At 33.5% G+C, this 14,192-nt stretch carries 12 protein-coding genes, 2 rRNA genes and 1 riboswitch; all 14 genes read left to right on the plus strand.

The features are described 5' to 3' along the window. A 23S ribosomal RNA gene (locus B8965_RS07455) occupies positions 1-383 on the plus strand; the annotation flags it as partial. A 119-nt stretch (positions 384-502) separates the two neighbouring features. Further along, positions 503-618 (plus strand): 5S ribosomal RNA (rrf, locus tag B8965_RS07460). Between the two features lie 112 nt (positions 619-730). Further along, positions 731-819: riboswitch (cyclic di-GMP riboswitch) on the plus strand. A gap of 98 nt (positions 820-917) precedes the next feature. Beyond that, the gene (locus B8965_RS07465; protein ID WP_159446309.1) at positions 918-1,565 is read left to right on the plus strand and encodes a sigma-70 family RNA polymerase sigma factor; all 648 of its coding nucleotides are present in this window, start codon (positions 918-920) and stop codon (positions 1,563-1,565) included. Between the two features lie 26 nt (positions 1,566-1,591). Continuing rightward, complete coding sequence (locus tag B8965_RS07470; protein WP_084053273.1) at positions 1,592-1,855, plus strand: hypothetical protein; 264 nt, start codon at positions 1,592-1,594, stop codon at positions 1,853-1,855. Between the two features lie 99 nt (positions 1,856-1,954). Then, positions 1,955-3,148 carry an oxygen-binding di-iron domain-containing protein gene (locus tag B8965_RS07475; RefSeq protein WP_084053275.1) on the plus strand — a complete coding sequence of 398 codons (1,194 nt, stop codon included), beginning with the start codon at positions 1,955-1,957 and terminating at the stop codon, positions 3,146-3,148. Positions 3,149-3,150: 2 nt separating this feature from the next. Then, positions 3,151-3,312 carry a rubredoxin gene (gene rd, locus B8965_RS07480; RefSeq protein ID WP_084053277.1) on the plus strand — a complete coding sequence of 54 codons (162 nt, stop codon included), beginning with the start codon at positions 3,151-3,153 and terminating at the stop codon, positions 3,310-3,312. Positions 3,313-3,410: 98 nt separating this feature from the next. Next, positions 3,411-3,974 carry a LemA family protein gene (locus B8965_RS07485; protein WP_084053279.1) on the plus strand — a complete coding sequence of 188 codons (564 nt, stop codon included), beginning with the start codon at positions 3,411-3,413 and terminating at the stop codon, positions 3,972-3,974. A 12-nt stretch (positions 3,975-3,986) separates the two neighbouring features. After that, positions 3,987-4,739 (plus strand): TPM domain-containing protein, encoded by a 753-nt coding sequence (locus B8965_RS12465; protein ID WP_084053281.1) that lies wholly within the window; start codon positions 3,987-3,989, stop codon positions 4,737-4,739. 540 nt (positions 4,740-5,279) lie between these two features. Continuing rightward, positions 5,280-6,509, plus strand: coding sequence for a (Fe-S)-binding protein (locus B8965_RS07495; protein ID WP_084053283.1), 1,230 nt, complete (start codon positions 5,280-5,282; stop codon positions 6,507-6,509). 23 nt (positions 6,510-6,532) lie between these two features. Then, the gene (locus B8965_RS07500) at positions 6,533-10,945 is read left to right on the plus strand and encodes an FAD-dependent oxidoreductase (RefSeq protein ID WP_242941955.1); all 4,413 of its coding nucleotides are present in this window, start codon (positions 6,533-6,535) and stop codon (positions 10,943-10,945) included. A 5-nt stretch (positions 10,946-10,950) separates the two neighbouring features. Beyond that, complete coding sequence (locus tag B8965_RS07505) at positions 10,951-11,358, plus strand: hydrogenase iron-sulfur subunit (RefSeq protein ID WP_084053285.1); 408 nt, start codon at positions 10,951-10,953, stop codon at positions 11,356-11,358. Continuing rightward, positions 11,355-12,185: a 4Fe-4S dicluster domain-containing protein gene (locus tag B8965_RS07510; protein ID WP_084053287.1), complete on the plus strand. Its 831-nt coding sequence runs from the start codon at positions 11,355-11,357 to the stop codon at positions 12,183-12,185. The genes B8965_RS07505 and B8965_RS07510 overlap by 4 nt, the downstream gene beginning before the upstream one ends. Then, entirely contained in the window at positions 12,182-13,168 is a 987-nt protein-coding gene (locus tag B8965_RS07515) for a 4Fe-4S dicluster domain-containing protein (RefSeq protein ID WP_084053289.1), read from the plus strand. The genes B8965_RS07510 and B8965_RS07515 overlap by 4 nt, the downstream gene beginning before the upstream one ends. After that, positions 13,168-14,007, plus strand: a complete 840-nt coding sequence (locus tag B8965_RS07520; protein ID WP_084053291.1) for an FAD/NAD(P)-binding protein — start codon at positions 13,168-13,170, stop codon at positions 14,005-14,007. Before B8965_RS07515 ends, B8965_RS07520 begins: the two co-directional genes overlap by 1 nt. Positions 14,008-14,192: the final 185 nt, after the last annotated feature.

Genomic DNA, 14,192 nt, shown 5'->3' on the forward strand with positions numbered 1-14,192 from the left:
CATCCTGGGGCTGTAGTAGGTCCCAAGGGTTGGGCTGTTCGCCCATTAAAGCGGTACGCGAGCTGGGTTCAGAACGTCGTGAGACAGTTCGGTCCCTATCCATCGCAGGCGTAGGAAATTTGAGAGGATCTGACCCTAGTACGAGAGGACCGGGTTGGACAAACCGCTGGTGTACCAGTTGTCTCGCCAGAGGCATAGCTGGGTAGCTACGTTTGGAAGTGATAAGCGCTGAAAGCATCTAAGCGCGAAGCCTACCTCAAGATGAGATTTCCCACAGCGTAAGCTGGTAAGACTCCAGAGAGAATATCTGGTAGATAGGCTAGAAGTGTAAGTGCCGTGAGGTATTTAGCGGACTAGTACTAATAGGTCGAGGGCTTGACCTAAATAAAGACGAAAATCTTCACTGTGTAGTTTTGAGAGAGCAAAGTATCATTTAAAGTTTAAGTAGGAAAAATACTTAAACAGATAAAGGATATATTTTTTCTCATTAATTACATATTTTCTCGGTGATAATAGCGGAGGGGTCACACCCGTTACCATTTCGAACACGGTAGTTAAGTCCTCCAGCGCTGATGGTACTTGGACCAGAGGTCCTGGGAGAGTAGGTCGTCGCCGGGAACACACAAAAAACCACCTGATTAGGTGGTTTTTTTATTTAGTTGAATTAGTTGAGTAATAGACTAAAACATATTGACAGAAGAAAATATAATTGGTAGTCTCAAGTAAGAATAGAATAAAAGGGCAAAACTAACGAAAGTTAGTGACGCAAAGCTATGGGTCTAAATCTATATTTAAAGATATGATTGCCAGGTTGCCATGATAAAGATTATATTTTTATCCTAGTGAAAAATATAAAAGGCAACTAAATGTTGCCTTTTTTTATTTTTCACTATCAAAACTTTAAAGGAGTAAATATCATGAAGTATTCAGAATGTATTAATCTTTCGGAAGAAGAACTCATTTATTTAGCTAAAAGTAATAATAAAAATGCTGAAGAAATCTTAATCGAAAAGTATATGAAAATATTATATTGGATAAGTCAGAATTATTATGCTAAAGGAGCCGATAAAGATGACATATTACAAATTGCATTAATCTCCTTTCATAAGTCTATTTCTTGTTATAAAAATATTGAAAATTCACTATCATTTAAAAACTTTGCAGCTCTATGTGTAAGGAGAGAGTTAATTAGTTTTTTAAAACACACTAATAGCTTGAAAAATGAGTTTTTAAATAATGCAATACCTGTTTACTCCTCTGCCCCTACTTTTAAGGAAAATGATGAAAATCAATGTTCATCTTATTTTGTAAATACAATGCTTAAAGATTCATCACCTAACCCTGAAGAGATGCTTATTGATAATGAATTACAAGAATACATAAAAGAAGAAATCGATAATAAGCTTTCTGAATTAGAAAAAAAGGTATTAATTTTAAAATTAAAGGGATATTCCTATAAAGAAATATCTATACTAATAGATAGAAATGAAAAGGCAATTGATAATAGTATTCAAAGAATTAGGAAAAAATTAAAGAATCTATGGATAGAATTAAAAGTAGGTTAAAAAAACAATATAATAGGAGGTTCAATATGGATAGACACCCTACACATACACAAATTATTTATGCAGATAACAAAGAAGAGGCAAAAGAGAAATATACAGCATTAGGTATTAAGCCAGACCATGACCTTAAACCAGAAATTGAAGTTTTTAAAGTTACTGAGGAAGAAGATTTCGATCCCGAATCACCTTTTAATTTAATTGGTGAAGTCTCACTTAGTCCTGAAATTATGGAAAAGGTTAACGTAGATTTAGCAAGAGCGTATGTAATTTATTATATGGAAAAGGTGTAAATAATTAGTACCGCCTATTAAGGTGGTATTAATTATTTTTGTTTGAAAGGGTATAAAATAAATGATATACTTATAGAAATATAGATATGGAGGTATATTATGGAAAAGTTAAGAGAGAATATCTACCGTGTAGGAACTACAGACTGGGAGTTAAGACATTTTCATGGATTTGAATTGTCTACTCACCGTGGAAGCACTTATAATTCATATCTAATTAAAGATGAGAAAACAGTTCTTTTAGATACAGTTTGGGCACCTTTAACAGAGAGATATATTGAAAACCTACAAAAATTAGTAGATGTTAGTACCATTGATTATTTGATTATTAACCATGCAGAACCTGATCATTCAGGTGCTATAGCAAAGGTAATGGAGTTAGCACCTAATGCAACAATCGTAGTATCTCCTAAAGGAGAAGAAAGTGTTAAACGATACTTTCACAATCATCAAAACTGGAAATTTCAAGTTGTAAAAACTGGTGATAAAATTAATATTGGTAAAAATGAGTTAATTTTTGTGGAAGCACCTATGTTACATTGGCCAGATAGTATGTTTACCTACCTTACAGGTGAAAATATATTGTTTTCTAATGACGCTTTTGGTCAGCATTATGCTACTTCTGAAATATATAATGACCAAGTTGATCAAGATGAACTTTACCAAGAAGCCTTAAAGTATTATGCAAATATATTGACTCCTTTTAGCAAATTAGTTACTAAAAAGTTAGATGAAGTAGTAGCTTTAAACTTACCACTAGAAATGATTGCCCCTGCTCATGGTGTAATATGGAGAGAAAACCCTGGACAAATTATTGAAAAGTATTATGAGTGGGCAAGTGGGAAAACTGAAAAAAGAGTAACAATTATTTATAGCTCAATGTGGCATTCAACACAAAAAATGGCTGTAGCTATTGCTCAAGGTCTAGAGGAAGTTGGAGTCAGCTATAAGATGTTTAATATGGGTAACTCAGATACTAATGATGTAATTACAGAAATATTTAAATCTAAAGGATTAATAGCTGGTTGTTCAACTGTTAATAATGGTGTCTTACCATCTATAATGCCTATAATCGAAGAAATAAAAGGTTTTAAATTCGCCAATAAGATAGCTGCTACTTTTGGTAGTTATGGATGGAGTGGAGAATCTCCTAAAGTCTTAGCAAAATATTTAGAAGATGCTAAGTTTAAAATAGTCCAAGACTCAATTAAGTATAAATATAAGCCAACAGAAGAAGACTTGAAAGAATGTATTGAGTTTGGTAAACAATTTGGAGAGAAAATAAAGGAGGATTAATTATGAAAAAGTATGTATGTGATGTATGTGGTTATGTCTACAATCCAGCAGTAGGAGATCCTGATAATGGAGTTGAAGCAAATACTTCATTTGACGATATACCAGAAGATTGGGCTTGTCCAGTTTGTGGTGTAGGTAAAGATCAATTTAGTCCTGAGGAATAATCAGAGGCGAGCTGAATGCTCGTCTTTTTATTTAGAATTAATAAAGAGATTAAGTATATAATAAAAAAGTAATATTTTAGAATTTAGGGAGGGATTTTATGAAAAAAAGTTTAATAATTGTTGGAGTTATTGTCTTGATTTTAGTCTTATCTATAGGATCACTTTCAGGAAGATATAACAATATGGTAACTACTGAAGAAAACATATCTGGTAAATGGGCGCAAGTAGAAACACAGCTACAAAGGAGAATTGATTTAATCCCAAACTTAGTAAGTACTGTCAAGGGTTATGCTGAGCATGAACAAGAAACCTTTACAGCCATAACAGAGGCTAGAAGTAAGGCTGCAGGAGCTCAAAGCGTCTCTGAGAAGGCAGAAGCTAATACTGAACTAGCAGGAGCTCTAAGTAAATTAATGGTTGTAGTGGAGAGATATCCAGATTTAAAAGCAAATCAAAATTTTATTAGATTACAAGATGAACTAGCAGGTACTGAAAATAGAATAGCTGTAACTAGAAAAGATTATAATGATGCTGTGCAACAATTCAATACTTATATAAAACATTTCCCTAATAATATCATCGCTGGAATGTTTAATTTTGAGAAGCATGATTACTTTAAAGCAGATGAAGGTGCTAAAGAAGTTCCTAAAGTCGAATTTTAAAGTGGTGATTAAATGAATAAAAAAATAAAGATATTATTTGTCACCTTTTTAATTTTAACATTTTTTACCAACGTAGCCTATGCTCTTACCTTACCCAATTACACAGGAGATATTTATGTTCAAGACTTTGCTGAGATGATTTCTCCAGAGTTAGAAACTGAAATAAATAATATTTCCAGGTCTTTAGAAGATCAAACCACAGCCCAAATTGCTGTAGTAACCATTCCTTCCCTTGAAGGAAATGATATCGAACTATATGCAAATGAATTATTAAGAAAATGGGCTATAGGTAGTAAAGAAAAGGATAATGGAGTGCTTGTATTAATTGCTAAGGAAGAAAAAGATTTTAGAATTGAAGTTGGCTATGGACTAGAAGGTAGAATTAATGATGCTAAGGCAGGAGATATTTTAAGAGCAGCTACGCCTTCCTTTAAAGCAGGTAATAATGATGAAGGTGTAAGTGTTATATATAGTTCTTTAATACAAGAAATAAGTGCAGAGTATGAAATAGATATAAACAATTTATATCCAGGGACAGCACCAGAAACTGGATTAGGAACAGAAAAAGAAGCTAAGCTACCTTTTTGGGCAAAAGCATTATTTGTAATAGTTTTAATTTATTTAGCTATATTTCACCCCGATGTACTTATGATGTTAATTTATATGTTCTCGCGTGGTGGAGGTGGTTCAGGTGGAAATTCTGGAGGCTCACGCAGAGGTGGAGGTGGATCATCTGGAGGTGGAGGAGCTTCTGGTGGTTGGTAAGATAAAGGGTAGGATTTGTAATATTAATTATAGATCCTATTCTTTTTTATTATTCGAGAAGTATAGATTTTCTTGTCTCTATTATTATCATTTTATAGAGATGCGGTAATTGTTTGTCTTTAATAATTATTTTAATAATGAAATATTTAAGCCTTTAATTATAGAATCTTGCAAATAAGGATTTAATACTGTTTTTAAATTTATAAAATTATGGAAGGACTACATACTAAGAATAAAATTTAAATATAGAAGAATTAAAATAAATAGAGGTAAAAAAATAAAATTTGTAATATAATTAAAAAAACAATTATCAGAATATTGAAAACATTGCGAACATATGACCATAACAAATTAAATATACTAGTTAATAACAAATGAACTGGTATAAAAAATAATTATTATTTAAATGTTTTGCTTTTTCCACTATTAAAAGAAATCTTATTGAGAATATTGCTAATAATTTTTAAATTGCAAATTTTCAAACCCTTACTACAAAACTATCTATTTATTTTTATATACAAATATAAGGAGGTATGAAGTGTGAGTGCTATTTTGGTAGATACACTAGAACCTAAGTTTAGAGAGGAAATATGCAAAAAATTCACCACCTTAAATGATAAACTTGATTTTACTAACTGCTTAACTTGCGGAATGTGCACTGCTGGGTGTCCATATAGTGATATCCACGAAAACATGGATCCACGCAAATTTATACGTAAAGTTCTTGTTGGGATGAAAGAAGATGTACTTACTAATGAATTTATTTGGAATTGTACTATGTGCGGTAGATGCACTATGGAGTGTCCAATGAAAGTAGATATAGGTGGGATTGTAAGAACAGTTAGAGGAAACTTTGGCTTAAGAGCCCCTGGCTTTTTACAAGATATTGTTGAAGCACAATTACATTCAGGGAATCAAATGGAAATAACTGAAGAAGATTATTTAGATACCCTAGAATGGATGGAAGAAGAATTACAAGAAGAAGTAGACGATGAAAATGCAAAAATTCCAGTAGACAAAGAGGGTGCTGACTTTTTATTCCTTTGGGATCCTAGGGAAATCAAGTATTACCCAAGTGATGTGCAAAGTATAGGAAAAATCATGTATGCAGCTGGTGCAAATTGGACTTGTAGTAGTAAAGTTTGGGATGCTACTCATTATGGTTTATTTACAGGTGATGATGAGGCTTCAAAAATTTTAATGCAAAGAGTTGCTGATGAAGTTAAAAGATTAAAAGTTAAATATCTGGTAGTAACAGAATGTGGTCATGCTTTTAGAGCTCAAAAGTGGGGTCCAAAAGTTTGGTTAAATAAAGAAGATGCAAGTTATCCGGTTTACAGCATTTTAGAATTAATGGCAAGGTGGATTAAAGAAGGAAGAATAAAATTAGATAAATCTAAAAATACAGAAGAAATTACTTATCATGATCCATGTAATGCTTCTCGTAAAGAAGGTTTAATAGAACTTCCACGTTATATTTTAAGTCAAGCAGTAGAGCCAAAATTAAAAGAAATGTGGCCTACCAAACAGTATAACTATTGCTGTGGTGGCGGTGGAGGATCACTTGGTTTAGGATCAGATTATAAAGATAATCGTTTGAAAAAAGGTAAAGTAAAAGCAGATCAAATAGAAAATACAGGATGTAAGGTTTGCGTAACTCCTTGTCATAACTGTTATGACCAACTTAATGAAATTATTAGACACTACAAGTTAGATGTAAAGCTTAAGCATATTCATCATTTAGTAAGTAATGCTCTGGTTTTAGATTAATTAAAAGGATGTGAGTTAAGGTAATGGCTGAGGTAATTAAAATGAAAAATAATAAACAGGGTTCTGTTATGGTTGTAGGTGCAGGTATTGCTGGAATTCAATCATCGCTAGATCTAGCAGAAATGGGTTATAAGGTTTATTTAGTGGAAAAAAGTCCAGCTATTGGTGGAACAATGCCTGCCTTAGATAAAACTTTTCCAACTAATGACTGTTCTATGTGTATTCTTTCGCCAAAACTAGTGGAGTGCGGTCGTCATCTTAATATTGAAATATTAACTAATAGTGAGGTAGAAGAGGTCTCTGGAGAAGTAGGAAACTTTAAAGTAAAAGTAAAAAAAGAACCTCGTTTTATAGATACAGATAAATGTACTGGTTGCGGAGATTGTGCAACGGCATGTCCAGTTGAAATTAATAATGAATTTGAGAAAAACTTAAGTAAATCAAAAGCTACTTATAAAAAATACGCACAAGCATTTCCTAATGCATTTGCAATTATGAAAGATGGAACAGCTCCATGTAAGGGTACTTGTCCAGCGAATGTAAATGCTCAAGGCTATATTGCCTTAACTAAAGCAGGTAAACTAAAAGAAGCAGCATCAATTGTTTACGATGATTTATTAATGCCTGGTGCTTTAGGGAGAATTTGTCCTCATCCTTGTGAAAATGAGTGCAGTAGAGCACAAGCTGAAAGTGCATTATCTATTGCAGGAATTAAAAGATTTTTAGCTGATAATCACAAGCGTCCGGCTCTAAATATATCAGAATTTAAAGATGAAAAGATTGCCATTATTGGTGCAGGTCCAGCAGGTCTTACCTGTGCATTTGAATTATTAAAGAAGGGCTATAAAAGTACAGTTTTTGAAGCCTTACCAGTTGCAGGTGGAATGTTAGCAGTAGGAATACCTGATTATCGCTTACCGCGAGAAACCTTAGATAAGGAAATTAGTTTCTTAACTGAAAATGGGGTAGAAATTAAATATAATACTAAATTAGGCCAAGACATTACTGTAGAAGGACTAAAAGCAGAAGGATATAAGGCAGTATTTATTGCAACAGGTGCTCATAAAAATAGACCTTTAGATATTGCTGGAGAAGAATTTGTTTTATCAGGAGTAGATTTTTTAAGAAAAGTTAACCTAGGTGAAAAGGTAGGATTAGGTAAAAAGGTTGGTATCGTAGGTGGTGGAGACGTTGCGATGGACGCAGCAAGAAGTGCTCTACGCTTAGGTGCGCAGGAAGTTACTATTTATTATCGCCGTTCAAGAGCGGAATTACCAGCAAGATTAGAAGAAATAGAAGGCGCGGAAGATGAAGGAATTAAGTTTAAATATTTAGCAGCGCCAATAATAGCGGTCGAAGAACAAGGTAAACTTCAAGGAGCAGTATTTGTTGAAATGGAGTTAGGACAGCCAGATGAATCTGGAAGAAGAAGACCAGTGATGAAACCAGATTCAGAGTATTATGAAAAGCTGGATACAATTATTGCTGCTGTTGGTCAAAAGGCAAGTATAGATGGTTTACCAGAAGAATTAGAATTAACTAGTTGGAAAACAGTAATCGGTGATGAAATAACTCTTGCCACTTCTTTAGATGGTGTATTTGTGGGTGGTGAAGTAAGAACGGGTTCTGGTATTGCCATTGAAGCAATTAACGAGGGTAAAAAGGCATCTGAATCTATCATCCGTTATATAAAAGAAAAAGATTTAGCAGAGGGTAGAGATGAAAAACCAAAAGTAGCGGCTAAACCACCTGTAGATAAAGATTTAGTAAGGCTAGAAAGAGTAAACCATAATGAATTACCAGTTGATGAGAGAATTACAAACTTTGAAGAGGTAGCCCTACCTTTTAGTGAAGAAGATATTTTAAGAGAATCGAATCGCTGTATGGATTGTGGACCTTGTTCAGAATGTATGGAATGTGTGAAAGTTTGTAAAGCAGAATGTATAGATCATACTCAAAAAAGAGAATATATAGATCTTAACGTAGGTGCAGTTCTATTAGAACCAGGATTTACAGAATTCCCAGCTGAAGATATTAGTAGTTATGGCTTTGGAAGATATAAAAATGTAGTAACAAGTGCTCAGTTTGAGCGTATCCTTAGTGCTTCAGGTCCTTTTGGTGGACATTTAATCAGACCATCTGATCATAAGGAACCAAAACGTATTGCTTGGATTCAATGTGTAGGATCAAGAAATGAAAGAGAAAATAAAAGTTATTGTTCAGGCGTATGTTGCATGTATGCAATCAAAGAAGCAGTTATTGCAAAAGAGCATAGTGAAGATCCACTAGATACAAGTATTTTCTATATGGATATGCGTACCCATGGTAAAGATTTTGAAAAATATTATGAAAGAGCAAAAAAACAAGGTGTTAACTTTATTCGTTCAAGAATTTATGAAGTTGATGAAAAAGAAGACGGAAGTATGGTAATCCGTTATGCTACTGATGATGGTAGATTAATGGTAGAAGAATATGATTTAGTTGTTTTATCAGTTGGTTTATGTGCACCAACGGGTTCAGAACAAATTATGAATGTTATGCAAATAGAAAATAACAAATATGGTTTTGCTAATACCCCAGTATTAGAGCCAATTAAAACTTCTAGAGATGGAATATTCGTTGCAGGGGCATTTAGTGGTCCTAAAGATATTCCAGAAACAGTAACACAAGCCAGTGCAGCAGCTATTGAAGCCGCTAAGTCATTAATGGAAGTTAAAAATACTTTAGTTAAAGAAAAGGTTTATCCAGAAGAAATAGATGTAATAGGTCAAAAAGCACGTATAGGTGTATTTATTTGTCATTGTGGAATCAATATATCTAGCGTTGTTAATATTAAAGAAGTTGTTGAATATGTAAAAGATTTAGAAAATGTAGTTTTCATAACTGATAACATGTATACCTGCTCTCAAGATAGTCAGTTAAAAATGAAAGAAATTATTGAAGAGCATAATTTAAATAGAGTAGTAGTTGCTTCTTGTAGTCCAAGAACTCATGAACCTTTATTCCAAGAAACTTTAAAAGAAGCAGGATTAAATCCATATTTATTTGATATGGCAAATATCAGAGATCAATGTTCTTGGGTACACAGGGATAATCCAGTAGCAGCAACAGAAAAAGCAAAAGATTTAGTTGCTATGGCGATTGGAAAAGCAAGAAGATTAGAACCTGTTCACACAACCAGTTTACCAATTCATGCACAAGGATTAGTAATTGGTGGCGGCGTAAGTGGTATGACTGCTGCACTGAGCATAGCATCTCAAGGATATAGCGTTCACTTGGTGGAAAAAACTGGAGAACTAGGTGGGAATGCTAATCATATAGGTTTTAACTATCAAGGTGAACCAGTTAGTGAATACGTACAAACATTAAAAGAAGAAATAATGAATTCTCCTTTAATCCATGTTTATTTAAATGAAAAAATTGCTGATCTCAAAGGTTTTATTGGTAACTTCGAAACGAGTTTAGCAAGTGGAAAAAATATTTCACACGGAATAGTTGTTTTAGCTACAGGTGCTAAAGAATATACACCAACAGAATATGCTTATGGTCAAGACAAAAACATTATGACCTATAGGCAGTTAAAAGAAGCTGTAATGACAAACCCAGAATCTTTAAAAGAAATGAAAAACTTAGTATTAATTAATTGTGTGGGTTCTAGAAATACTGAGCACCCATATTGCAGTAAAATTTGTTGTAACCAAGCTGTACAATTGTCTTTGAAAGCTAAAGAAATAAATCCTGATATAAATGTATTTGTTCTTTATCGTGATATGAGAACTTATGGATATAATGAATCTTTCTACACTGAAGCTAGAAGAAAAGGCGTTATTTTCATTAGATATGAACAGGATCAAGCACCAGAAGTAGTAACTACGCCTCAGGGTATACAGGTTAAGGTAAGAGATATTACTCTTGATCAAGAACTTTTAATCCCAGCAGATACTATTGGTTTAGCTGCAGCAACAGTTGCCGATATGGAAAATTTAGAATTAGCTAAATTCCTTAAGGTACCAATGAATGAAGATGGATTCTTCTTAGAAGCTCATATGAAATTAAGACCAGTTGATTTTAGTACTGATGGAGTATTTCTATGTGGATTAGCTCATAGTCCAAAGCCGATGGCAGAATCTATTATTCAAGGTAAAGCGGCAGCTGCTAGAGCATGTACAGTATTAAATAGGAAAGAAATAACTGCAGGTGGTTTAACAGCTCATGTAAATATTAGTATCTGTAGTGCTTGTGGAACTTGTGTAAGTATTTGTCCAGCTAAAGCAGTCGAGATAGATCCAGAAAAAAATGTTGCTAAGGTAAACGAAGCTCTTTGTAAAGGTTGTGGCGCATGTGCCGCTTCTTGTAGATCACACTCAATTGATGTAAAAGGCTTCAAGAGCTCGCAAATCGTAGCAATGCTTGACGAGATTTGTAATGTGGGGTGAATTAAATGAGTAAAAAAGTAGTTGGATTTTTATGTAACTGGTGTAGTTATGCGGGGGCGGATTTAGCTGGTGTTAGCCGCCTCCAATATCCACCTAGTTTAAGAATAGTTAGAATACCTTGTTCGGGCCGGGTTGATCCTTTGTTCATTTTTACTGCTTTAAAAGCAGCTGATGGTGTATTAGTTGCAGGATGTCATCCTGGAGATTGCCATTACACAAGTGGGAACCTAGTAGCTAGGCGAAAATTTGCTTTAACCAAAAGTTTACTAAATTTTGTAGGCGTTGAAGATGAAAGAGTACAGTTTGACTGGATTTCTGCAGCAGAAGGGCCTCGTTTTGCAGAAACTGCAAATAAAGTAGCAAATAGTATTGAAGAATTGCCCCAATGGGATAGATGGGGGGAGAGCAAATGAGTAGAGCAATTTTTAAATTAAAAGATAAAGCAAAAGAGTTATTAGAAAAAGAAGAGGTTAAACAGGTTATTGGTTTTACAGAAGGAACCTTACCAGGTAAATGTACACCTTTCTTTGCTAAAACAGTAGAAGATGTGGAAAAATTAGTCTGGCAGCAAGGTTGTAATTTGAATTTAGCGAACTATTTAGTAAAAACAAAAGAAAAAGTTGCCATAATCGTAAAAGGCTGTGATAGCAGATCTGTTGTTAATCTTATAAAGGAAAATCAGGTCAATAAAGATAATGTTGTAATTTTAGGAGCAAATTGTCCTAGTACAGATACATGTGCTAAATGTAAGCAACATTCTCCAGTTATTTCCGACTTTAGTGCTGAAGAAAGTATTTCTTCAAAAGATACTGATTTTTCTGATGTAGAAGAATTTGAAAAAATGTCATCTGGTGAAAGAAAAGCCTATTTACAAGAAGAAGTATCAAAATGTATTCGTTGTTATGCTTGTCGTAATTCTTGTCCAGCTTGCTATTGTAAAGAATGTTTTGTCGAAGAACATTTACCTAATTGGATTGGCAAGACAACAGATATAGCTGATAATATGGTTTTTCATTTAACTAGAGCAATCCATGTTGCCGGAAGATGTATAGGATGTGGTGCTTGTAAAAGAGCATGTCCGATGGATGTGAACTTAGGTATTTTAAATAGAAAAATGTTAAAAGATGTGCATGATTTTTATCAAGAAGAATCAGGCATGACAATGGAATCAGAATTAGTATTAAACAAATTTAAGTCAGATGACCCAGAGAACTTTTTAATCGGGGGTGAAAAAGAGTGAGTAGATTTATAATTGATAAAGCCAATCTTATTTCATGGTTAAAAAATTTGGATCAACAAGTATTAGCACCTGTAAAAGAAAAAAATGGCTATGCTTTTAATGTTTGGGATGGTGAAAGCATACCTTCAGAGGAATATAAAAACACTCTTAAAACTCCTAAAGATTTATTCTTTCCCCAACATGAAACATTATTAAGATATCAAAAGGTTAAAGGTGAAAGACCACGGATAGAAGCACCCGAATTAGCTAATGAAGAAAGAATTATTTTTGGTATGCGTCCTTGTGATGCTAAAAGTTTATATTTAATTGATAAAGTATTTATTGGTAAAGATTATGTAGATCCTTATTATCAAGCACGCCGGGCAAATACTTTGATGGTTACCTTAGTTTGTGAAAAGCCAAGTAGAGCTTGTTTTTGTGATGATTTATTAGCAAAAGCCGGATCCGATATTCAGTTAGTTCAATTAAATGATGATCAATATTTAGTAGAAGCAATTACTGATAAAGGAAAAGCAGTATTCCAATTATCAACATATTTAGACGCTGATGAAGAAAGCTTAGCTAAATTAAAAGAAATAGAAGCATTTAAACAAGAAGCAGCTAGTACTGGAGTAGCCCAAAAGTTAGAAAATATGTTTGCTCATACAATATGGTCAGATATTGAAGAAAAATGTTTAAATTGCGGAGTTTGTAGTTTCCTTTGTCCAACTTGTCATTGTTTTGATATAACTGATGACTTAAAAGGTGAAAAAGTACGTACGTGGGATACCTGTATGTTTGCTTCATTTACTAAACATGGCTCAGGTCATAATCCACGCCCTACAGGTAAAGAGCGTATGAGACAAAGAATAATGCATAAGTTTAGTTACTTCCCTGAAAATAATGGTGAAGCAGCTTGCGTAGGATGTGGACGTTGTGTCGAAAATTGTCCAGTTAACCTCGATATCAGAGAAGTACTAAAAGCAATTAAGGAGGTATCTTAATGCATAATCCATATCTTCCTTATGAAATGAAAGTAGAAAAGATCGTTGTAGAAAGTCCGGAAAAAGATTTAAAAACTTTTGATTTAAGCTTTGTTAATCCAGAAGATATAGAAAAATTTAAATATACAAGTGGACAATTCGCCGAGGTAGGAATAGTAGGATCAGGTGAAGCTCCTTTTGGTATTGCTAGTGCTCCAGAAGAGAAAAATTTAATTCGTTTTTCTATAAAAAATGTAGGATCATTTACCAGTGCAATTCATGCAGTAGCAGAAGGAGATATTATTACTTTAAGAGGACCACTTGGTAATAGTTGGCCATTAGAAAACTTAAAAGGTAAGGATATCGTAATTGTAGGTGGAGGATTTGCTTTTACAACTTTAAGATCATTAATCAGACATATCTTAGAACCAGAAAATCGTGCTGATTTTGGAAAAGTAGATGTTGTCTATGGTAATAGAAGCCCAGGCCAAATGCTTTATAAGGAAGAATTAAATGAATGGGCTAAAAGAGATGATATCAATATGCATCTAACAATCGATAGACCAGCTGATGATTGGGATCATTTAGTAGGATTCGTACCAGCAATTACAGAGCAAGTAATTAAAGCATCTGATAATTCCGTAGCTATCGTGTGCGGACCACCTTTAATGATTAAATTTACCTTACCTGTATTAAAAAACCTTGGCTTTACAAGTGAGAGAATTTACACATCTTTAGAAATGAAAATGAAATGTGGAATCGGTATGTGTGGACGTTGTAATATTGGTAAAGTATATGTATGTAAAGACGGACCTGTATTTACAATGGCAGAATTAGAAAAATTACCTAGTGAATATTAAAACTAAAGCCCTATTCTGAAATAGAATAGGGCTTTAGTTTTTGGATAAAATATATGAGTAGCTATTTTTTTTATAGTTTTAATTATCCCTATTATGCTAGTGGTTAGATGGAAATTCATGAGAGTAGCGTGCTTTACAGAATAAAATCTGTATGTTATACTCCAAAAATCGAAAGGAACTTTTAC

The sequence above is a fragment of the Desulfonispora thiosulfatigenes DSM 11270 genome (genome assembly GCF_900176035.1).
Lineage (GTDB): Bacteria > Bacillota > Peptococcia > Peptococcales > Desulfonisporaceae > Desulfonispora > Desulfonispora thiosulfatigenes.